Raw genomic sequence first — 20,225 nt, forward strand, 5'->3', positions numbered from 1 at the left:
GATCGCGAACGCAGTTGCGACGCAAGGCGCGATCAGCCGCCTATTTCCTGTTTCAGCATGAGCTTCTGTTTCTTGAGGCTGCGTATCGTCACATCGTCCGGCGCGGGCTTGCGCATTTCCTCGGCAATCGCCTCGTCGAGCGTGGCATGCTTGGTCTTGAGGGCGGTGATGTGCGAAGCGTTCATATGCCTCTTCTCCTTCTGTGTCAGAACCGCTCGCCCGAACACTGAGGGACGGTGCGAACCGCGCGGGGGACACGGAAGGGGCCTTCCGGCCTCCGCTGATTGCATACAACCACAGAATCGCTTTCCTGCGAAGGGGTGATATGAGGCGCCTGCGACCAATGCAGTGCAAGCTGCGGCGGGCCGCGAACTGAAATGCGTTTGTCTTTCATGAAGGGCCGTTCGACGTGACCGAAGCGGAATTGCGCAAGCGGCTGGAGCAGTTGCGGATCGAGCATCGCGATCTCGATGCGGCGATCGCTGCCTTGTCCGCGCTCGACGCGCCCGACCAGCTACAGATCGCGCGTCTCAAGAAGCGAAAACTGCATCTACGCGACCGGATGTCGGCCATCGAAGACGAACTGATCCCGGACATCATCGCCTGATTTCCAGCCGACCGCGCCGTGCCACGCCGGTTCCCCGAAGCCGGATTCATGCACAGACATCTTTCCCCCGCCCCTTCCCGGGACAGGCCCGCCATGCCGCTTACCTCGTTGATGCGAAAAGGATTAGGCAGCGGCGTCATGCAGGGACCTACCGACATAACGGCGCTGATCGTCGAGGAACTGTACTGCGAGGCGAATGTCCTCGCGGATGAAGTGCGCACGGTTTTCGCGCCCGCAGTCAGCGAGTTGATGCCGGTCGAGCAGCCCTTGCGCCGCGCGCTGGAATGCGAAGGGCTGAAAACGACCACGCGGATCATGCATGTGCTTGCCTGGCTGCTCAATCACCGGGCCTTTCTGGCGGGTCAGATGACCGACGCGCAATGGAAGCGTCACGCCATCCTGCCCCCCGATCGCGCTCCGTCGGCCGAAATGATGGACCTGCTCAACCTGCATACGCAGGCGCTGGTCGCACAAACGCAGCGGCTGCATGCCCGCGTTGCCAGGCTCGACCGCGAATATCGCGCACGGCGCCTCGCGCCCTACCGGTCCGGCGAACCGTCTATCGGCACCATAAACCAGCGTCTCGACCGGCACTTCGTGCCAGGCTGAGAAGCGGAACCGGATATTGCGGCAGGCGTGACATGTCGCCGCGCGGTGCCCATATCGCTGGTCATGGTCGATATTCCGCCCCGCCCGTGGCCCACTGGTACGCCCGAACATCCCGAACCGCTGGTGACCCGCGTGCTCGCACCCAACCCCTCGCCCTACACCTTCACGGGTACGCAGACCTATCTGGTCGGCTCGGGCAAGGACCGCGCGGTGATCGACCCCGGCCCTGCAGAAACGGAGCATCTTGACGCAATCCTTGCGGCCGCCGGCGACGCGTCAATCACCGCGATCCTGTGCACGCATACCCACCGCGACCATTCGCCCGCCGCGGCTCCGCTCGCCGAGAGAACCGGCGCGCCGGTGATGGGCTGCGCCAAGCTGGTGATTGCCGATAATGGCCCGCGCGCGGACGAGGCTTTCGACACGACCTACGAGCCCGAGCGGGTACTCGAAGACGGTGAGGCGGTGTCGGGCGATGGCTGGACCTTGCGCGCGATCGCGACGCCCGGTCACACCTCCAACCATGTGTGCTTTGCATTGGAAGAAAGCGGTGCGCTGTTCACCGGCGATCACGTTATGGGCTGGTCCACCAGCGTCATCGTTCCGCCCGACGGCGACATGGGCGATTATCTGGCCAGCCTCGACAAGCTCTATGCGCGCGAGGACACGGTCTATTACCCGGCGCATGGCAAACCGGTCGAAAAGCCGCGACAACTGGTGCGTTCGATGATCGGTCACCGGCGCCAGCGCGAGCGGCAGATCCTGAGAATTCTGGGCGAAGGGCCGCGGAGTCTGCCTGAGTTCATCCCGATCATGTACAAGGGTCTCGACCCGCGGCTCGAGAAAGCGGCGCAGATGTCGGTTCATGCTCATCTGATCGATCTGGAACGGCGTAACGTGGTTAACCGTTCAGAAGAACGATGGACCGCCCTTTAGTGGAGACGAATTGCCGTGAGTGACGAAGAAACCCAAACCGGTGAGCAGGAAACGCGCGTGAAGAAGCCGCGGCCGCAGTTCCTGCCGTGGTTCCTCGTAATCCTGCTGATCGCGGCGATAGCCTGGATCGGCTGGCGCACCTACGGCCCCAACCGGATGGGCGACCCGATCGGCACCACGCTCGTCTCGTTCGAGAAACAGAACCGGCTGGTCGTTTTCACCGCCGAGTTCGCGCCCGTCGTGGCGAGCAAGGACAGCCGCTTCTTCGGCGCGCTGCAAAGCCGCCAGATCGCGGTGATCCCGGCGCGGGTCGACTATTCGGTCGATCTGTCTGAAGTCGACCGCTCGCGCCTGTCGTGGAATGCCGAAACGCAGACGATGGACGTACGCCTTCCCGCGCTGCGGTTGAGCAAGCCGAATCTCGACGAAGCGCGCGCGCGCTATATGCGAGAGGGGCTGTGGATCACCCGCGACGCGGAAGACGATCTGAGCCGGAACAACACCGAGATCGCCGAGCGCGAGGCGCTGGAAAGCGCCCGCAGCCCCGCGCTGATGGAACTGGCACGCGCGTCCGCGCGCTCCGCGGTCCAGCAAAACATCGCGGTGCCGCTCGCTGCCGCAGGTTATCGCGGGATTACGGTGGACGTCAGCTTCGACGGCGATGCGCCCAAAGCAGTGGGCACGCCCGACCGTGCCCCCGCAAAACCCGCGGCAGAGAAAAGCTCGACCCGCTAGCCGCTAGCTGCCGGCGATCAGGCAAGCCGCCGCGCGTGGCGGAAGTGGGCGTAGCGGTTGAGCAAATCGCCGATCAGCTGGTCGGTGGTGTAGCCCGTCACATCCAGCGGATGGCCGCCTTCGGAACTGCGCGCCATCGCCCGGAAATGACGCTTCTCGTCGTCTCCGGGGCGGTGCGCTTCGGCCCACGCAAAGCTGGGCGCGCGGAAGGCGCGTGCACGCACTTCGTAGCTGAAGGTGCCGTGTTCGCCATGGGGCACCGATAGGAGCACGTCGCCACCCTCGCGGGTGACTTCGGGTGCCAGGCTGCGGCGGCGCATTTCTGCTGCCACATCCTCCAGCGCGGGCAACGCCTTCTCCTCGAGGAATTCGGCCACCTGCTCCTTGTGGAAGGAACCGGTGATCGTCGAAAGTCGCTTCTTCCAGCTGCTATCCGCATCGATCGGTTGCGTGGGCAGCACGCCATAGTCGGGCACACCGCCGCTCTTCTCCATGGCGAGCGCCTTGAGCAGACCATAGCAGATGAAGATCATCACCACCGCAAAAGGCAGCGCGCTCGCGATCGCGGCTGTCTGCAGGGCTTGCAGCCCGCCGGCGACCAGCAGCACCGCCGCGACGGTGCCCGCACAGATCGCCCAGAATACGCGCTGCCAAACCGGCGGCGCGTCCGCTGCGCCATTGGTGATCGTGTCGATTACAAGGGCACCCGAATCCGCCGAGGTGACGAAGAATGTCACGATCAGCACGGTCGCTGCAACCGAAGTGATCGACGAGAACGGCAGCTCTGCCAACGTGGCGAACAGCGCGGTCGGCAGGTTATCCTGCACTATCTGGGCGAGCGGCGCGATGCCCGCCATATCGAGCGAGATCGCGGTGTTGCCGAATACCGTCATCCACAGGAAGGTGAACAGCACCGGCACCACCAGCACCCCGCCTACGAACTGACGGATCGTGCGCCCACGCGAGATGCGCGCGATGAACATGCCCACGAAAGGCGACCACGCGATCCACCAGCCCCAGTAGAACAGGGTCCAGTTGGCAAGCCAGTCGTTCGGCTCGTAGGCGTAGAGGCGGAAGGTGCGCTCCACCACCTGACCCAGATACGCACCCGTATTCTGCACGAAAGCCTGCAGCAGGAAGATCGTCGAGCCGGTGACAAGCACGAAGCCGAGCAGGATCACCGCCAGCAGGATGTTGAATTCGGAAAGGCGCTTCACGCCCTTGTCCAGCCCGAGATAGACCGACAGCGTCGCCAGGAAGGTAATCCCTGCGATCAGCGCGATCTGGATGCCCGCCGACTGCGGCACGCCCGCGATGAAGGCGAGGCCCGCATTGACCTGCAGCACCCCGAGCCCGAGCGAGGTGGCGACACCGAACATGGTGCCGAGCACCGCGAAAATGTCGATCGCATGCCCGATCGGCCCGTGAATGCGCGAACCCAGCAGCGGATAGAGCGCGGAACGCGGCGTCAGCGGCAGCCCGCGTCGGAACGCGAAATAGGCGAGCGCGAGGCCGACAACCGCGTAGATAGACCACGCATGTACGCCCCAGTGGAAGAAGGTCAGCACCATCGCCTGCCGCGCAGCATCGACGCTGAGCGGATCGCCGCGCGGAGGCTCCGCGTAATGCAGCATCGGCTCTGCCACGCCGAAGAATACGAGGCCGATCCCCATCCCTGCGCTGAACAGCATCGCGAACCACGAAAGGTGGCTGTATTCCGGCTCGCTCCAGTCCGGCCCGAGCTTGATGTCGCCATATTTGCTGAGCGTCAGGAACACGACGAAGACCAGGAAACCGGCGACGGTCAGAATATAGAACCAGCCGAAGTCGGCCACGATCAGAGCCTGAAGGCGATCGAACACCTGCCCTGCCGTTTCCGAGAACAGCGCGCCGAACAATGCGAAGGCCAAGATCAGTATCGCCGACCCGAAGAACACCGGGCGGTTAGCAACCAGGCGCAATTTGGAGGAATTGTCCGAGGCTTCTGTCAGTACGGGATCTCTCATGGCCACGCGCTCTCGCATCCCCGCCCGCTCGGAGCAAGGCAATCCCGCGATTTGCTCCGGTCCGGTAACGCTCACACAAGCGGTTTGCGCGGAACACCCTCGCGCATGCGCCCGTTCTGACTATATGCGATCCGCAACAGACATCACCGGGGCTCAAGACCAATGAACGACCAATCCCGCCCGCCCAGTGGCGACGACCTGCTCGCCGAGATCGAACGCCTGCGCAAAGAGCGCAACGCGGTGATCCTGGCGCACTATTACCAGAAGCCCGAAATTCAGGACCTCGCCGATTTCGTCGGGGATTCGCTCCAGCTGTCGCAGATGGCGGCGGAAACCGATGCGGACGTGATCGCCTTTTGCGGCGTGAAGTTCATGGCCGACACCGCCAAGATCCTCAGCCCCGAAAAAATCGTCGTCCTGCCGGACATGGACGCGGGCTGCAGCCTCGAGGACTCCTGCCCGCCCGAGAAGTTCAAGGCCTTCCGCGAGGCGCATCCCGACCACATCGCGCTGACCTACATCAACTGTTCGACCGAGGTGAAAGCCCTGTCGGACGTGATCGTCACCAGCTCCAGCGCGGAAACGATCCTCGAGCAGATTCCCGAGGACCAGCCGATCATCTTCGGGCCGGACCGGCACCTGGGGGGCTATCTCAACCGCAAATTCAACCGCGAGATGCTGCTGTGGCCGGGCGTGTGCATCGTCCACGAGGCGTTCAGCGAAACCGAGCTATTGAAGCTCAAGGCCCAGCACCCCGGCGCACCGATCGCGGCGCACCCCGAGTGCCCGCCCGCGATCGTCGAACATGCGGATTATGTCGGCTCGACCAGCGGCATCCTGCAATTTGCGGAGACCTTCCCCGGCGACACGCTGATCGTCGCGACCGAGCCGCACATCATTCACCAGATGGAAAAGGCGCTGCCGGAGAAGAACTTCATCGGCGCGCCCGGCGCAGACGGCAACTGCAACTGCAATATCTGCCCCTACATGGCGCTCAACACGCTGGAGAAGCTCTACACCGCGCTGCGCGACCTCGAGCCGCGGATCGAAATCGAGGAAGGGCTGCGCCTCCAGGCCAAGCAGAGCCTCGACAAGATGCTCGAAATGGCGAGCGGCACGATCGGCAAGGGCGATCTGGGTAAGATCGACTGACCCACACACCGACGGACACGAAAAAGGCCGGGGCGAACCACCACCCCGGCCTTCGTTCTGGACACGTCAGGGAGACGATCCGGAATTCGTGTATTGCGGTATCCTACGGCGCCCGTCGCAGGCCCGGCCCGGCCGTATTGCTCTTGGGCGGAGCTGGGGCCAGCTCCTCTGCGGCAGGCATGTAGCCTTCGTAAGAGCTGCGGCGCAGCACGAAGCGGGTCAGGATGATGCCGAAAACCAGCTTCGAAAAGATATCCGCCACCGAATAGATCGCCTGCCGGGCCACCACGATGTCGCCGGTCGCGCCGAGCTGCGGTAGCGCATAGGCCAGCGGATAGAGCCCCCAGGTGGCGAGGAAGAACCACCACAGATTGCTGGGCCATGGCTTAAGAATATCGGGCGTATTGTTGATCCCCGAAATCAGCGTCTGGCGCACTTCGAGGATCAGCCAGAGGAAGAAGATCGTGGAGACGACGCCCCACAGATTGAGGTGCGAGAAATCGCCGACTTCGCCGAACTGGCCATACAGGCCTGCCCAGATCATCAGCACGCCCGGCACCGCCATCCGCAGCGAACGGCGCTGGATGTCCGACTGCTTGAGGCCCATGGCGATCGCCAGCTGGGTCAGCAGGATCGGCACGGTGATCGTCCAGTTGCCGTAACGGAAGGCGTTGGTGAAGGTCTCGTTCTCGGCCAGCGGACGATAGGCACCGTCGACGAAGGCGTAGCTATCCTTCCACAGGTTGAATTCCTGCAGCAGGCTCAATCCCGCGCTCGCCATGACCACTGCCGACAGAATTGGCACCAGGCGATAACGCGGCGCGAGATTCTGCGAATTCATCATGAAAAACAGGATGAATGCGAAACACGCGCCGTAACTCACCATCAGGATCAGCGACCCGAGCGTATATTGCTGCGTCGTCAGCGTAACGATGTTCTCGATATTGCCGAGCTGGTCGGCCAATGCAGTATCCGCCCCCGGGATCGGAGGGTTAACGACGGTGTTGTCGACGATGGGGGCAGTCATGAACGTCCTTTCACGGGCAGGCCGCGGGTTTCTCCTGCCAATGCGGCATCCAATCGCATCAACTGGAGAAGTGTGCAATCGCGGTAAGGATAAACGCGGAGAAGCCGTTTCGTCGCGAGACAGGGCCTGTGATGGTCCCTAATGAACACGATTAACAACAAGGAAGCAGCCCCCGATCATGATGGCCGATCTGCGCAAATTGCTGAGCGACATTAATGCCAGCTATTGGTTCTTCCCCGCGCTGTTCGCGGTTGGTGCCCTGCTGCTCGCGACGCTCACCATCCAGCTCGACCGGGCAGGCCAGACCGACTGGATCAACGACATTCACTGGCTCCAGCCCGCGCGGCCGCAGGGGGCGAGCAACATGCTGTCGGTAATCGCCGGATCGATGATCGGCGTCGCATCAACCCTGTTCTCGATCACGATCGCAGCGGTCGCGTTCGCCAGCGGCAATTACGGACCGCGCCTGCTGACCAATTTCATGGAAGATCGCGGCAACCAGATCAGCCTCGCGACCTTCATCGGCACCTTCGTCTATGCGATCACGGTGCTGCGGTCGGTCCGCGCGGCTGACGAGGCAAGCCTGATAACACAGGGCAGCGCGCTGCCCGGCTTCGTGCCGCAACTCTCGCTGCTCATCGCCTACGGCCTGATGGCCCTCTCGGTCATGGTGCTGGTCTATTTCCTCAATCACGTACCCTCCTCGATCCGGATCAACGCCGTGCTGGAGGGGATCGGGCGGCGTCTGCTCGTCTCGATCCGCAAGAACTTCGACGAACCGATGAAGGCGCGCGTGGAAGCCGACATCCGCGCAGGCACTCCGGTCGCCGCGGATCGATCGGGCTATATTCAGGTCATCGACTGGAGCGAGCTCTTGAAAGTGGCGCGCAAGAGCGGCGCGGAACTGCAGCTGGCAGTGCGCACCGGCGATTTCGTCCATCCCGGCGTCGCGATCGGGTACTGGTCGGAAAAGCCCGACGACGCGTGTGACGAGCAGGTGCGCGACTGCCTGGCACTGGGCGACACCCGCACGCCGACGCAGGATCTCCATTTCATGATCGACGAGCTGGTGGAGATCGGCCTGCGCGCCCTGTCGCCCGGCATCAACGACCCCTTCACCGCGATTTCGGCGCTGCACTGGATCGGCGCGGCAACCGCTGAGCTGGGGCGGCGCGATCTCAACTGGTCGGTCGGCGAGCCCGACGAGGACGGGCGGCGCCCGCTGCGGCCCATGGCAGACGATTTTCACCATTATGTTGCCCGCGGCTTCGGCACAATCCGTAACGGCGTCTCGACCAGTCCGGCGGCATCCACAGTCATGTTCGATACGCTGGAGAATGCCGCGACCGTCATCACCGATCCGGTCCGCCACAAGGACCTGCAAGACGAGGCTTTGCAGCTGATGCGGCAGGCGAGGGTCAATCTGACGGGCCCCGATCTGGAGCAGGTGGAGGCGCGCTATGCGCTGTTTGGCAAGCGGACCGCGGATCGCCCGCGCTAGGCGAAAGCCGACCTCAGCTAGCGCACGCGCGCCCGCGCGACGGCCAGCGCCGCGCCGAGCATCGCCATTCCCACCAGATCGAGCGGGCTTAGAACTTCGCCAAAGGCCACGAACCCGTATGCCACGGCGACCGCTGGCTGCATCAGCAGGGCAAGCCCGATGATCATCGGCGGGAAGGCACGCAGCGCGAAGACCAGCAGGCCCTGCCCGACGACCTGGCTCAGGATCGCGAGCACCACCACTGGAGCCCAGTCGTGCGGCCATACAGGCTCGCCACGGATCACGGCGACCGCGACCAGCACCGGCGCGCCAACCATGCATACGCGCACCAGCAGCGCCCAGCTGCCCAGCCCCTTGCGCGCATCCTGCAGGCGCAGGAGATAGACCGCGTAGAGCAGCCCGGCGGCGATGCAGAACAGGTCGCCCACCAGGGTGCTCGCGCTGATCTCGGCGCTGCGGCCCAGCAGGATCGCCGCCCCGCCCAACGCCAGCAGAATCGCGAACCACTCCGCGCGGGCGGGCATCGTCCGCGCAACGAGCACGCCCCAGAACAGCAGCACGATGCTGCCCGCGTTGCCGAACAGGCTGGCATTGCCCAGCCTCGTCTGTTCGATCCCGACATGCCAGGCCGCCAGGTCGAGCGCGAAGGCCACCGCGCCCAGCGCCACCAGCCACGCCGCGCGGCGCGGCACCCCGAACACCGGCTCGCCCACGCGCCGGGCAATCAGCCAGAGGATCGGCAAGGCCAGTACGACCCGCCAGAAACCGGCCGCCACCGGCCCGCTATCGGCCAGCCGGACGGACCATGGACCCAGCGCCAGCGCGATATTGCCCGCGATCAGCGCGAGCCAGTGCACGAGCCCTGGCTCGGCGGCGCGAGGATCGCTTGCAGGCTGGAAAGCCGATCTATCGCGCGTGTCGCTTGCCGTGCTCATGGTGCCGCCCTACCTCGCCTGCACACCGATGGGTCAAAAATAAGAGAAGGAGATCTCCCTCCATGCACGACGCCCTGTTCGAGCCGCTGCGCCTCGGCGCGATAACCGCCCCCAATCGTATCCTGATGGCCCCGCTCACGCGTGGTCGCGCGACCCCGCCCAATTTCGTGCCCAACGCGATGATGGAAACCTATTACCGCCAGCGCGCGAGCGCCGGGTTGATCATCTCCGAAGCGACCGGGATCAGCGTGGAAGGGCTCGGCTGGCCCAACGCGCCGGGCATCTGGAGCGACGAGCAGGTCGAAGGCTGGAAGCCGATTACCGACGGCGTCCACGAGGAAGGTGGGCGGATCGTCCTCCAACTGTGGCACATGGGTCGCATCGTCCATCCCGATTTCCTCGGCGGCAATCCGCCGGTCTCAGCCAGCGCGACGACCGCGCCGGGCCATGCCCACACGCCGACGGGGCGCAAGGATTACGAACAGGCGCGCGCGCTTTCGGTCGACGAGATCAAGCGCGTGGTCGAGGATTATCGCAAGGCGAGCGAGAACGCGAAAGCCGCCGGGTTCGACGGTGTGCAACTGCACGGCGCGAATGGATACCTGATCGACCAGTTCCTGCGCCGCAGCACCAATCTGCGCGAAGACGAATACGGCGGCTCGGCGGAAAATCGCGCCCGTTTGCTCGGCGAAGCGCTCGACGCGCTGATCGACGTGTGGGGTGCGGACCGCGTCGGCCTGCGGCTCTCGCCCAATGGCGACTCGCAAGGGGCGGACGATCCCGATCCGGCAGAGACGTTCGGGGCGGCGGCCAAGGTCGCGCAGGATCGCCAGGTCGCCTTCCTCGAACTGCGCCAGCCGGGCCCGGAAGGCACCTTCGGCAGCACCGAAGTGCCGCAGCAGGATGCGCATATCCGCAGCATCTACAAAGGCCCGCTGGTCCTCAACAGCGACTACGAGCCCGCACAGGCGGCGGCGGACGTCGAGAGCGGACGCGCCGATGCGATCAGCTTCGGCCGCCCCTTCATCTCCAACCCCGATCTGCCCGCACGCATCGCGAAAGACGCGCCGCTGGCAGAGAACGTCAATGTTCCGCAGAGCTGGTATCTGCCGGGCGCGGCTGGCTATATCGACTATCCGACGCTGGAAGAGGAAGCGGCCCAAACCGCCTGAGTGGCGCGCCGCGCGGTCGACAGGGCGGCGCTACCCGGCGTCGCCCCCGTCCGGCGAGGCGTCCGGTGAGGCATCATCTGCGGTGTCATCGTCGCCGCCGCCGCCGCCACGCTGGGGCGATTGCGATTTGACCGAATCGAGCGGCAGCATCGCGTCCGAGATCGTCCCGCCGCGCACTTCACCCTGCGGCCCGGCGTCCGCGGTCGCCTCGGTCTCGGGCGCTTCCTCGCTGTCCCCGCATGCTGACAGCAGCGCGAGCGCTGCGATCGAGGCGGCAAGCGAGAGAGATTTTCCGGTCATCATGTGTCCTGCTGGTCGAGCGCCGCGAGGAAGGCGGGCGCCTCGGCCCGCAATGCCTCATCCCATGCCTCGGGCGCAAGCGCGATGCCCAGATCGGCGAGGCTGGTGACGCCGAATTCCTCGATCCCGCACGGCACGATGCCGGTGAAATGGTTGAGGTCGGGCGCCAGGTTTACTGCAAAGCCGTGCATCGTGACCCACCGGCGCACCCGCACGCCGATCGCACCGATCTTCGCCTCGCGCCCGTCCGGCCCGGTGGTCCAGATGCCGACCCGTTCGGGCACGGTCCAGCTCTCGACACCGAAACGCGCCAGCGCCGCCGCCGCCCAGCCTTCCAGCGCGTGGACGAACCGGCGCACGTCCTTGCCGCGTGTCCGCAGGTCGAGCAGGACGTAGGTCACCCGCTGGCCGGGGCCGTGATAGGTGTAGCGCCCGCCGCGCCCCGCCTCGACCACCTCGAAACGCGGGTCGAGCAATTCGCCCGCCACCGCGCTGGTGCCTGCCGTGTAGACCGGCGGATGTTCGAGATGCCACAGCAACTCGCGCGCCTCGCCCGCCTGGATCGCGGCGTTGCGCGCCTCCATTGCGGCCAGCGCTTCGCGGTAGGGCACCGGATCGGTCGCCACCCGCCATTCGATTTGTTCAAGCTCGCGCATTTTCGTTTGCGTGCCGCATGGCCCGCCGCTTATCAAGGGCGGGAAAAGAGGGGTAATCAATGAAGCTCGACATGAATCGCGCGTGGAACGAGGCGCTCGAACTGATCCAGGCCAATCTCGGCGTGATCGCCACCGTGGCCGGAGTGTTCTTCTTCCTTCCCTATCTCGTCTTTTCGCTGCTGATGCCCGAGACGGCGCAATCGATGAATATCGAACCCAATGCCGAGCCCGCAGTGGTGATGGAGCAGCTTACGGAGTTCTATGGCGATATCTGGTGGATTCTGCTTCTGCTGATAGTGACCCAAACGGTCGGAACGCTGGCACTCCTCGCGCTGCTGCGGGCGAATAACCGCCCGACCGTCGGCGAAGCGATCGGGGTCGGCGCGATCGGCTTCTTCACGTCCATCGCAGCTTCGATCCTTTTCTACGTCGGCTTCGGCATCGTCGCGGGCGTGCTGATGGGGATTGCGATCGCGACCAATGTCACCGCGCTCGCAGTGGTCGTGGGCATCCTCCTGTTTGTCGCCCTGATCTACGTGGCCGTCAAACTCTCGCTGCTCGCGCCCGTCATCGCGATCGACAAGATCTACAATCCCTTCACCGCGCTGCTGCGATCCTGGCGGTTGACCAAGGGCAATTCGGTACGGCTGTTCTTCTTCTACCTGCTGTTGTTCATCGCCCTGCTGGTGGTCAGCTTCGTCATCGGCCTGATCGTGATGCTCGTCTTCGGCCTGATGGGCGAGGAGATTGCGATGATCGGCAGTGGGCTGTTCAATTCCGCCTTCAATGCAGTTTACATCGTGATCATGCTGGGCATCTTCGCAGCGGTCCATCGCCAGTTGGCCGGGCCGGACGTCGAAGAGGTCTCCGAAACCTTCGAATAGGGTCGCAGCGCGCGTCACCACTGATTGCCAGCGTGCGGCGCGCGGCCTAGCGTCGCGCGCCCATGGCCGACTCTCACGCTTCCATCACGCCTACCGCATCGATCCCGCAGCCCGGCATCCCGCGCGGACGCATGGCGCTGCTGTTTACCGTCGTGCTCGTATCGGCGGCGGGCAATACCGCGATGCAATCGGTCATGCCCTCGATCGGCACCGCGCTGGGGGTGGCCGACGTGTGGATCAGCCTCGCCTATAGCTGGTCCGCGTTGCTGTGGGTCGGCTTCGCGCCCTTCTGGGCCCGCCGGTCCGACCGGCGCGGGCGCAAGGCTATGATGGCCATCGGGCTCGTCGGGTTCGTCGCGTCGATGGGGCTATGTGGCGCGGTCCTGTGGATCGGCCTCTCGGGCTGGATCGGACCGCTGCTCACGCTGCTGCTGTTTGCGCTCTGCCGCTCGCTCTACGGACTGCTCGGCTCCGCTGCGCCGCCTGCGGTGCAGGCCTATGTCGCCAGCCGCACCCCGCGCAGCGAGCGCACGCAGGCGCTCTCGCTCATCTCCTCCAGCTTCGGACTGGGCACGGTGATCGGCCCCGCGCTCGCCCCGCTGATGATCCTGCCCTTCCTCGGACTGACCGGCCCGTTCTTTGCCTTCGCGCTGATCGGCATCCTCGCCATCATAGCCCTGCGGCTGCGCCTGCCCGACGACGAACCGCGCTTCGAGGCGCGCGGCCTGACCTTCGATGCGCCCTATGGCGGCAGCGGAGCGGGACGCCACGCGACCGACGGCGACCGCGACGATGGCGAGGAGGAAGAAAGAGCATACCGGGCACCGCGGGTCGGCGAGCAGCTGACCGCCGAGGCCGCGAGCGCACCCCATCTCGCCTGGAGCGACCCGCGCATCCGGCCGTGGCTGCTATCGGGCTTTCTCGGCGGACATGCGCAGGCAATGATGCTCGGCATTGCGGGCTTCCTCGTGCTCGACCGGCTGGGCCTGCGCGAAGATCCGCTGGCAGGCGCGGGTCCGGTCAGCATCGTCCTGATGCTCGGAGCGCTCGCCACCCTGCTCGCGCAGTGGGGGATTATCCCGATCATGCGCCTCGGCCCGCGCGCATCGACACTGTCGGGCATGGCGCTCGGTGTGATCGGCGCAACCGTGTTCGGCATGGCAGACGCATTGCACGGGATCGCGCTGGGCTTCGCCATCGCCGCACTGGGCTTCGGCCTGTTCCGCCCCGGCTTCACCGCCGGAGCCTCGCTTGCGGTCAGTCGGCCCGAGCAGGGGCAGGTTTCCGGCAAGGTCGCCAGCATCAACGGCGCGAGCTACATCTATGCGCCCGCACTGGGCGTCTGGCTGTACGGCCACAGCGACTGGATCGGCTTCGCCGCGATCATCGGCTTTTGCGTTGCCGTGATGGTGATCGGGTGGACCCGGCTGGATAGCGACGCGGTGCTGATGGCGAGCGCCGAGGACTAGTTCGCCGGGGAGGCGGGTGGGGGATGGAGTTCGCGCTAGCGAACTCTCGCTAGATCAGAGTATCTCCAGCACCTTGTCCTGCGGGCGGCACAGGCGTGCGCCCTTCTCCGTCTCGACCAGCGGTCGCTCGATCAGGATCGGGTCGGCAACCATCGCATTGAGGATCGTATCGCTGTCCGCGTCCGGCAGCCCGCGTTCCTCAGCGTCGGTGCCGCGCGTGCGCAGGCCATCGGCGGGCGAGATGCCTGCGTCTTCGTAAAGCTGGGCCAGCTTGTCGCGGCTCGGCGGGTCCTTGAGATATTCGACAACCGTCAGGTCCACACCTGCGAGGTTCTCCAGAATCGCGAGCGTCTTGCGCGACGTGCCGCATTTGGGGTTGTGCCAGATGGTGGCTTTCATGGCTGTCTTTCCTTCGTTCGGGGGGTTTCGAACCGCCTAGCGCTCCCTGCATTTCCAACCAAGGCGGGAAATCGATTGCGATTGCAGCCTAGTCGCGGGGCGGGGAAGTGGTCGACCGCGTCGTCGGTTTCAGGGCAGGCACATCGCGCGCTGCCTCTTCGGGCGTAATGGCGGGCGGGGGCGCGGCCTCGATGGCGCGCGCGCCGCTCGCCGCCTCGCTCGCCCGCGTGATAGCGCGCGCCAGCCGTGGATAAACACCGCAGCGGCAGATATTGGGGATCGCAGCGTCCATATCCTCCCGCGAGGGCGAGGGATTGCTTTCGAGCAAGGCGGCCGCCGCAATCGCGATCCCCGGCGTGCAGAAGCCGCACTGGATCGCCTGCTCCGCCACCAGCGCCTGCTGCACGGGGTGCGAGCGATCGCGCGACAGCCCTTCAATCGTGGTGATCAGCCGCCCCTCCGCCTCGGCAATGGTGACGAGACACGATCGCAGCGCGACCCCGTCGACCAGCACCATGCACGCGCCGCAATCGCCCGTGCCGCATCCGTATTTGGTGCCGGTCAGGTTGCTCGCATCGCGCAGCGCCCATAGCAGTGGCGTGTCCGGGTCGAGCAGATATTGCACCGGCCGGCTGTTGACCGTCATCCTCGTCACGCGTGTTCCTCTTTCATGGATCACCTCCGTGATCCCGGTCGCCGCCCGTGGTCAGAACTAGCTAAAAAAGCCCCTCAATCCGCATAGAACTCGACAAGATGGCACCGCTCGCACCGAAAAGCGCGCAGCGGTTTCAGCTCTTTCTTCTTCACCTTCACGCTGCCGGTCCAGCCGGTTTCGGGCGTCCCCTCTTGCCAGCGCGCGGGTTTCACCTCGCCATAGCCCATATCGACGACGAAGCCTTCGGCGCTGCGTCCGCCGCACTTGCCGCAATGGCGCGCTTCGGGAGTAGAGGGTTCGCTCACTGCTGCCAGCTGTCGTCGATCCGGCTGGCCTTGCGCTTCCATGCCTCGAAATCGAACACACCCGCCCCGCCCTGCGACTGCATCACGGACAGATCGCGCTGGTGCACGTCGACCACTTCCTGCGGCACCAGATGCGGCTCGCCCATGCCGAGAGTTGCGACCTGAATCTCGCACGCACGCTGAAGCGCCCACATTTTCACGAACATGCCCTGGATGCCCTTGTCCATCACCACGGGGCCGTGATTGCGCAGCATCAGGATCGACTTGTCGCCCAGGTTCTCGATTAGCCGGTCGCCCTCTTCGGCGCGCACCGTCACGCCCTCGAAATCGTGATAGCCGATCTGGTTCTGGAAATTGCAGGCGTAGAAATTGGTCGGCAGCAGCCCATCCTTGTGGCTGCACACCGCCATCGTTTCGGTCGTGTGGACATGGCAGATCGCGTTCGCCCGCTCGCCCAGCTGCTTGTGGAAGTGGGCGTGCTGCGTGAAGCCCGCCTTGTTCACCATATAGGGCGAACCGCCGATATTATTGCCCTCGACATCGATCTTCACGAGATTGGAGGCGGTGACTTCGTCGTACAGAAGCCCGAAGGGATTGATCAGGAAAGCACCCTCCTCACCCGGCACGGCGAGCGAGATGTGGTTGTAGATCGATTCCGACCAGCCGAGCAGATCGAAGATGCGATAGCAAACGGCCAAGTCCTGCCGCGCCTGCCATTCTTCCTTCGAACATTCGTAATCGAGCTTCGCCTGCGTCGCCATCGGGGCCTCTCCTTCACATAAGTTTGCGCAGGAGGATAGAGCATCGCGGGGGCGCCGCACAAGCGGGCTACATTGCCGCTTTAGCTTTGCCCGGCCCCGGGCTACCGCGCCCCCGCAATGAGCAGACAAGCCAAGCTGACGCGCGGGAGCATTCCCGGCCATCTCGTGACGCAGACCGTGCCGATGATCGTCGGTGTGGCCGCGATCATGTCGATCAGCCTGATCGATGCGTATTTCATCGGCCAGTTGGGGCCAGACCCGCTCGCCGCCATCAGCTTCATCTTCCCGATCTCCGTCGCGCTGACCAGTCTTGGCGTGGGCGTGATGGTCGGAATCAATTCGGTCGTCGCGCGTTCGCTTGGCGCGGGCGATCACAATCAGGCCGCGCGCCGCGCGAACCTGGGCGTGGTCTTCGCCACGGTGGTCGGCGTGATCCTGGGACTCGCGCTCTGGCTGCTGCAGGAGCCGCTGTTCCGGCTGATGAATGCGCCCGACAACCTGCTGCCGCTGATCCGCGACTATATGGACCCGTTCGCGCTCGCCTTCCCGTTTTCGCTCGTGCTGATGGGCTTCAACGGCGTGCTGCGCGGACAGGGCGAGGCGAAAATGAGCAGCTTCATCAACATCGCCTACGCGGCGGTGAACTGGGTGCTAGACCCGATCCTGATCACCGGCGCATTCGGGTTCGAAGGGTTCGGCATCGCAGGCGCGGCCTATGCCACGCTGATCGGCTGGGCGTTTGCGGTGGTGCTGGCGGTCGTGTGCGTGGGGCGGACGCACCTGCCGTTCAATCCAGCGCTGATCCGCGATTGCGAGGACCCGCGCGAACCGATTGTAGCGATTATAAAGGTCGCGGGCCCGGCATCTTTCTCCAATGCGATCAACCCTATCGGGCTGTCGGTGCTGACCGCGCTGATTGCGCTGGAGGGGCAGAGCGCGGTCGCCGCTTTCGGCGCGGCGGGCCGGTTGCAGAGCTTCGCGGTGGTGCCCTTGCTAGCGCTGTCGGGCTCGATCGGGGCCATCGTCGGCCAGAACTGGGGTGCGGGTCAGCCCGAGAGGTCGCGTGCAGCGGCGCGCGGTGCGGGGCTGTTCTGCATCGTCTATGGCCTCGTGATTGCAGTCGCGCTGGTCGCGGCGGCGAAGTGGTTCGCGGGCTTCTTCACACAGGACCCCGCAATCGTGCGTCAGTTCGCGCGCTATCTGGAGATCGCCGCGTGGGGCTACGCCGGGTTCGGCCTGCTGATCGTGGGCAACGGCATCCTCAACGCAGTCGACAAGGCAGGTCTCGCGCTCGCGCAAAGCTGCGCGCGCGTGTTCCTCGTGATGCTACCCTTCGGCTGGCTGCTGCGCCCGCTATGGGATTCCGACGCGATCTACGCCGCAGAGCTTGCCGCCAATATCATCGGCGGACTGGTCGCGGTGATGATCGTGCGCAAGGTGCTGGCAAGCGATCCCAATGGCGTCCACGCCAGCGACGAGAGCGAGAGCGAAAAGGGCCAGACTAGCGTGAACTGATGCTGCCCGGCGGCAGCGCCTCGGGCATCTCGCGAAACGGCGCGAGCAGGCTGTTGGTCAGCGACAGGTCCGCAATGGAAGCCCGGTCCGCGACCCCGATTTCGATCGCCTCCTGCGGCTTGCTGCGTAGCGTCCCATGCAGCCGATCCCACAGGCTCAGCCCGCTGGACCAGTTGCTGTCCATCTCCTCGGGCACCTTCGAATGGTGCACGCCGTGCATCTCCGGTGTGGTGAGGAAAAGCGACAGGGTTTCGTCCCAATGGCCGGGCAGGCGCAGGTTGGAATGGTGGAACAGCACCGATGCATCGAAGAAGCGCCGGTGTGCCATCAGGTTGACGGGGTCTGCACCGCTGAGCACCACTTGTGCCACTCTGAACGGCAGCGATACCACCATGTCGAGCGCGTGAAACCGCAGCGCGGTCGTCATGTCCATGTCCGGGTCGATATGGTGTACCCGGTGCAGCCGCCACAGCAACGGCACCTTGTGCGTCGCGATATGCCACCAGTAAAAAGCGTAATCCATCGCCGCGACGCCAAGCACGGTCTTTGCTGCGCGAGGCAGCGGAAGCGTCTGCGCGAGCCCCCGGCGCGCGCGAACATTGCCTTTTGCCAGCCGCTTCAACAGCGGCATTTCGATCGCCGTAACCACCAGCATCGCACCCGCACCCATCGCGACATTGCGCACCTGCCGGGTCGCCGTGTCATGCGTCTGGGTGCGTAGCTGTCGGGCACGCTCGGCCAGCCACAGCCCACCGATCAGAGCCACGCCGACAATGCCCAGAGGAGAAATGCGCGCCATGGCAAGCCTCTTATGGGAAAGCGGCAGCCGTGTCGCTATGCGGGCAGTCATGAACACGCCGCAAATCGCCATTTTTGCTCGCTGGCCCGAGCCTGGCAAGGCCAAGACCCGTCTGATCCCGGCACTGGGTGCCGAAGGCGCGGCCAGGCTTTATGCCAGCTTGCTGGAGCTGACCGTGCGCGAGGCCCGGGAATCGGGACTGCCTTTTCACCTGCGGGTCACCGGCGATGATCCCGCACGCTTCCGCGAATGGCTGGGCGAGGAACTGGACGTGCGCGACCAGGGCAGCGGCGATCTTGGCGAAAAGCTTGCCCGGGTGCCAACGCCCGGGATCATGATCGGCAGCGATTGCCCCGGCCTCACCGCCGCATTGCTACGCGAGGCGGCCAGCGTGTTGCCCAATCGCAACGCGGTGATCGGCCCCGCAGCCGACGGCGGCTACTGGCTGCTCGGCCTGCGAGAGCCCTGCCCCGACCTCTTCACCGACATCGCGTGGAGTACGCCGGAGGTCTATCCGGAAACGCTCCGCCGGCTCGACGCGTACGGCATCAATCCCCACCTGCTGCCCGAGTTGACCGATATCGACACGGGCGAAGACCTCGCCGCATGGCCCGAGTTGCTGGGGTGAACGACGGCGGCGTGTCGCCCCCCGCAGTCACCATCGTTGTGCCGGTGCTCAACGAAGCGGCGGCGATCCCCTCGCTCGCTGCGCATTTCGCGATGCTCGACCCTGCACCGGGCGAGATACTCTTGGTCGATGGTGGCAGCGACGATGATACGGTGGCGCTGGCGCAAGAGGCAGGGTGGCGCGTCATGAGCGCCCGACGCGGCCGGGCACGCCAGATCAATGCCGGGGTCGAGGCCGCAGCCGGCCCGCTCGTCTGCATCGTCCACGCGGACAGTTGTCCGCCCGCCGACATGGTCGCAGTGATCCGCAAGAAACTGGCGGATCGAAAGATCGCGCTCGCCAGTTTCACGCCGCTGATTACCGGAGAGAAGACCCGCTGGGTGACCTCCGCGCACAATTACATCAAGACCTGGTACGCCCCGCTGATGTGCCGCCCGCACCAGTTCGTGCGCGGTGTCCGGCTATTGTTCGGCGACCATGCGATGTTCTTCCGGCGTGATGACTTCCTCTCGATCGGCGGCTGCACACCCGGTGACATCGTGATGGAAGAGGCGGACCTGTGCGTGAAATTCGCAAAGCTCGGCCGGATCCGCATGGTCCCGCGGATCGTGCGCACAAGCGACCGACGCATTGCCGCATGGGGTCCCCTGAAAGCCAACTGGATCTATTTCAAGGTCGGGATGCTGTGGGCATTCGGCTTGCGCAGCCGGATGGAGCGCGATTATCCCGACGTGCGCTAGGCGCTGATCGCCTTGCTATCCTCGGCGAGCAGGAAACCCTCCGCAATGCAGAAGGCGATCAGCCGGGAGAGGTAGGCCTGGTCGGCAGGCCCCGCCTCGATCCCGGTCAGTGCGCGAAACCGGCTATCGTCGAAGCGCGGATCGCGCTGGAAGTAACTGGCGTAAAGGGCCGAGACGCGGCGGTGCAGGCGCCGCTCAAGCGGAGGCAGGTCATGCGCATCGAACATGGCCGGATCGACAAGCTTTGGCACATGGAGGCCGTCCACCCCGCCGATCCCTGCGGCAAAATCGCGCATCGCAAGCGGGCTGGAGGGGACGAGATGGAAAGTGCCACGCGCGGCGCGCTCCCAATTCGCGACGATCGCGACGATCCCGGCGGCCACATGATCGACCGGAACGAAACCCAGCGTCGCGTCCGCGCCCGCGGCACCTGC

24 protein-coding genes are annotated in these 20,225 nt (G+C 65.0%); 12 read left to right on the forward strand and 12 right to left on the reverse strand.

Annotation, left to right across the window (positions count from 1 at the left end; all coding sequences use genetic code 11):
• Window positions 1–32: 32 nt before the first annotated feature.
• Entirely contained in the window at window positions 33–185 is a 153-nt protein-coding gene (locus AAG612_RS06280) for a YdcH family protein (RefSeq protein ID WP_342508328.1), read from the reverse strand.
• A 224-nt stretch (window positions 186–409) separates the two neighbouring features.
• On the opposite strand from AAG612_RS06280, the gene AAG612_RS06285 reads away from it, so the two are divergent.
• The 4 genes from AAG612_RS06285 (at window position 410) to AAG612_RS06300 (ending at window position 2,887) form a co-directional block, all read left to right on the forward strand.
• Window positions 410–607 (forward strand): YdcH family protein, encoded by a 198-nt coding sequence (locus AAG612_RS06285; protein WP_342508330.1) that lies wholly within the window; start codon window positions 410–412, stop codon window positions 605–607.
• Window positions 608–745: 138 nt separating this feature from the next.
• Window positions 746–1,216: a DUF1465 family protein gene (locus tag AAG612_RS06290; RefSeq protein WP_342508332.1), complete on the forward strand. Its 471-nt coding sequence runs from the start codon at window positions 746–748 to the stop codon at window positions 1,214–1,216.
• Window positions 1,217–1,279: 63 nt separating this feature from the next.
• On the forward strand, window positions 1,280–2,152 hold the full coding sequence (locus tag AAG612_RS06295; RefSeq protein ID WP_342508618.1) for an MBL fold metallo-hydrolase: 873 nt from the start codon (window positions 1,280–1,282) through the stop codon (window positions 2,150–2,152).
• 15 nt (window positions 2,153–2,167) lie between these two features.
• Window positions 2,168–2,887 carry a DUF4230 domain-containing protein gene (locus AAG612_RS06300; protein ID WP_342508334.1) on the forward strand — a complete coding sequence of 240 codons (720 nt, stop codon included), beginning with the start codon at window positions 2,168–2,170 and terminating at the stop codon, window positions 2,885–2,887.
• A gap of 17 nt (window positions 2,888–2,904) precedes the next feature.
• Here the strand turns inward: AAG612_RS06300 and AAG612_RS06305 are convergent, their stop codons facing one another.
• Window positions 2,905–4,893, reverse strand: a complete 1,989-nt coding sequence (locus AAG612_RS06305) for a BCCT family transporter (RefSeq protein ID WP_342508337.1) — start codon at window positions 4,891–4,893, stop codon at window positions 2,905–2,907.
• Window positions 4,894–5,055: 162 nt separating this feature from the next.
• Here AAG612_RS06305 and nadA point away from each other — a divergent pair, with 162 nt between their 5' ends.
• Window positions 5,056–6,045, forward strand: a complete 990-nt coding sequence (gene nadA / locus AAG612_RS06310; RefSeq protein WP_342508340.1) for a quinolinate synthase NadA — start codon at window positions 5,056–5,058, stop codon at window positions 6,043–6,045.
• A 103-nt stretch (window positions 6,046–6,148) separates the two neighbouring features.
• On the opposite strand, the gene AAG612_RS06315 is transcribed toward nadA, so the two are convergent.
• A complete protein-coding gene (locus AAG612_RS06315; RefSeq protein WP_342508343.1) occupies window positions 6,149–7,072 on the reverse strand; it encodes a bacteriorhodopsin in 924 nt (307 codons plus the stop codon).
• Window positions 7,073–7,250: 178 nt separating this feature from the next.
• Between AAG612_RS06315 and AAG612_RS06320 the strand changes: the two genes are divergently transcribed.
• A complete protein-coding gene (locus tag AAG612_RS06320) occupies window positions 7,251–8,573 on the forward strand; it encodes a DUF2254 domain-containing protein (protein ID WP_342508345.1) in 1,323 nt (440 codons plus the stop codon).
• Between the two features lie 17 nt (window positions 8,574–8,590).
• On the opposite strand, the gene AAG612_RS06325 is transcribed toward AAG612_RS06320, so the two are convergent.
• Window positions 8,591–9,508, reverse strand: a complete 918-nt coding sequence (locus tag AAG612_RS06325) for a DMT family transporter (protein ID WP_342508347.1) — start codon at window positions 9,506–9,508, stop codon at window positions 8,591–8,593.
• Between the two features lie 62 nt (window positions 9,509–9,570).
• On the opposite strand from AAG612_RS06325, the gene AAG612_RS06330 reads away from it, so the two are divergent.
• Entirely contained in the window at window positions 9,571–10,680 is a 1,110-nt protein-coding gene (locus AAG612_RS06330; RefSeq protein ID WP_342508349.1) for an alkene reductase, read from the forward strand.
• A 30-nt stretch (window positions 10,681–10,710) separates the two neighbouring features.
• Here the strand turns inward: AAG612_RS06330 and AAG612_RS06335 are convergent, their stop codons facing one another.
• Both AAG612_RS06335 and lipB read right to left on the reverse strand, forming a co-directional pair.
• Entirely contained in the window at window positions 10,711–10,980 is a 270-nt protein-coding gene (locus tag AAG612_RS06335; protein WP_342508351.1) for a hypothetical protein, read from the reverse strand.
• Window positions 10,980–11,636, reverse strand: a complete 657-nt coding sequence (lipB, locus tag AAG612_RS06340; protein WP_342508352.1) for a lipoyl(octanoyl) transferase LipB — start codon at window positions 11,634–11,636, stop codon at window positions 10,980–10,982. The genes AAG612_RS06335 and lipB overlap by 1 nt, the downstream gene beginning before the upstream one ends.
• A 59-nt stretch (window positions 11,637–11,695) precedes the next feature.
• Here lipB and AAG612_RS06345 point away from each other — a divergent pair, with 59 nt between their 5' ends.
• Together AAG612_RS06345 and AAG612_RS06350 are read left to right on the forward strand one after the other, a co-directional pair.
• On the forward strand, window positions 11,696–12,520 hold the full coding sequence (locus AAG612_RS06345; RefSeq protein ID WP_342508354.1) for a hypothetical protein: 825 nt from the start codon (window positions 11,696–11,698) through the stop codon (window positions 12,518–12,520).
• Between the two features lie 62 nt (window positions 12,521–12,582).
• Window positions 12,583–13,989, forward strand: coding sequence for an MFS transporter (locus AAG612_RS06350; protein ID WP_342508357.1), 1,407 nt, complete (start codon window positions 12,583–12,585; stop codon window positions 13,987–13,989).
• A 54-nt stretch (window positions 13,990–14,043) separates the two neighbouring features.
• Here the strand turns inward: AAG612_RS06350 and arsC are convergent, their stop codons facing one another.
• The 4 genes from arsC to AAG612_RS06370 all read right to left on the reverse strand — a co-directional run bounded on the left by arsC (window position 14,044) and on the right by AAG612_RS06370 (window position 16,109).
• The gene (gene arsC, locus AAG612_RS06355; RefSeq protein WP_342508359.1) at window positions 14,044–14,388 is read right to left on the reverse strand and encodes an arsenate reductase (glutaredoxin); all 345 of its coding nucleotides are present in this window, start codon (window positions 14,386–14,388) and stop codon (window positions 14,044–14,046) included.
• An 88-nt stretch (window positions 14,389–14,476) separates the two neighbouring features.
• The gene (locus AAG612_RS06360) at window positions 14,477–15,043 is read right to left on the reverse strand and encodes a (2Fe-2S)-binding protein (protein WP_342508361.1); all 567 of its coding nucleotides are present in this window, start codon (window positions 15,041–15,043) and stop codon (window positions 14,477–14,479) included.
• Window positions 15,044–15,117: 74 nt separating this feature from the next.
• Window positions 15,118–15,348 carry a hypothetical protein gene (locus AAG612_RS06365; RefSeq protein ID WP_342508363.1) on the reverse strand — a complete coding sequence of 77 codons (231 nt, stop codon included), beginning with the start codon at window positions 15,346–15,348 and terminating at the stop codon, window positions 15,118–15,120.
• Window positions 15,345–16,109 carry a class II aldolase/adducin family protein gene (locus AAG612_RS06370; protein WP_342508365.1) on the reverse strand — a complete coding sequence of 255 codons (765 nt, stop codon included), beginning with the start codon at window positions 16,107–16,109 and terminating at the stop codon, window positions 15,345–15,347. Before AAG612_RS06370 ends, AAG612_RS06365 begins: the two co-directional genes overlap by 4 nt.
• A 117-nt stretch (window positions 16,110–16,226) precedes the next feature.
• Here AAG612_RS06370 and AAG612_RS06375 point away from each other — a divergent pair, with 117 nt between their 5' ends.
• Window positions 16,227–17,624: an MATE family efflux transporter gene (locus AAG612_RS06375; protein WP_342508367.1), complete on the forward strand. Its 1,398-nt coding sequence runs from the start codon at window positions 16,227–16,229 to the stop codon at window positions 17,622–17,624.
• Here AAG612_RS06375 and AAG612_RS06380 read toward each other — a convergent pair.
• Complete coding sequence (locus tag AAG612_RS06380; RefSeq protein WP_342508369.1) at window positions 17,611–18,423, reverse strand: sterol desaturase family protein; 813 nt, start codon at window positions 18,421–18,423, stop codon at window positions 17,611–17,613. The two genes, AAG612_RS06375 and AAG612_RS06380, sit on opposite strands and share 14 nt — an antisense overlap.
• A gap of 49 nt (window positions 18,424–18,472) precedes the next feature.
• Here AAG612_RS06380 and AAG612_RS06385 point away from each other — a divergent pair, with 49 nt between their 5' ends.
• Complete coding sequence (locus AAG612_RS06385) at window positions 18,473–19,051, forward strand: TIGR04282 family arsenosugar biosynthesis glycosyltransferase (protein ID WP_342508371.1); 579 nt, start codon at window positions 18,473–18,475, stop codon at window positions 19,049–19,051.
• Window positions 19,030–19,791, forward strand: coding sequence for a glycosyltransferase (locus AAG612_RS06390; RefSeq protein WP_342508373.1), 762 nt, complete (start codon window positions 19,030–19,032; stop codon window positions 19,789–19,791). Before AAG612_RS06385 ends, AAG612_RS06390 begins: the two co-directional genes overlap by 22 nt.
• Here AAG612_RS06390 and AAG612_RS06395 read toward each other — a convergent pair.
• The gene (locus AAG612_RS06395) at window positions 19,788–20,174 is read right to left on the reverse strand and encodes a hypothetical protein (RefSeq protein ID WP_342508635.1); all 387 of its coding nucleotides are present in this window, start codon (window positions 20,172–20,174) and stop codon (window positions 19,788–19,790) included. The genes AAG612_RS06390 and AAG612_RS06395 overlap by 4 nt on opposite strands.
• Between the last annotated feature and the right edge of the window lie 51 nt (window positions 20,175–20,225).

The organism is Citromicrobium bathyomarinum (genome assembly GCF_038594605.1).
Classification (GTDB): Bacteria; Pseudomonadota; Alphaproteobacteria; order Sphingomonadales; family Sphingomonadaceae; genus Alteriqipengyuania; species Alteriqipengyuania bathyomarina_B.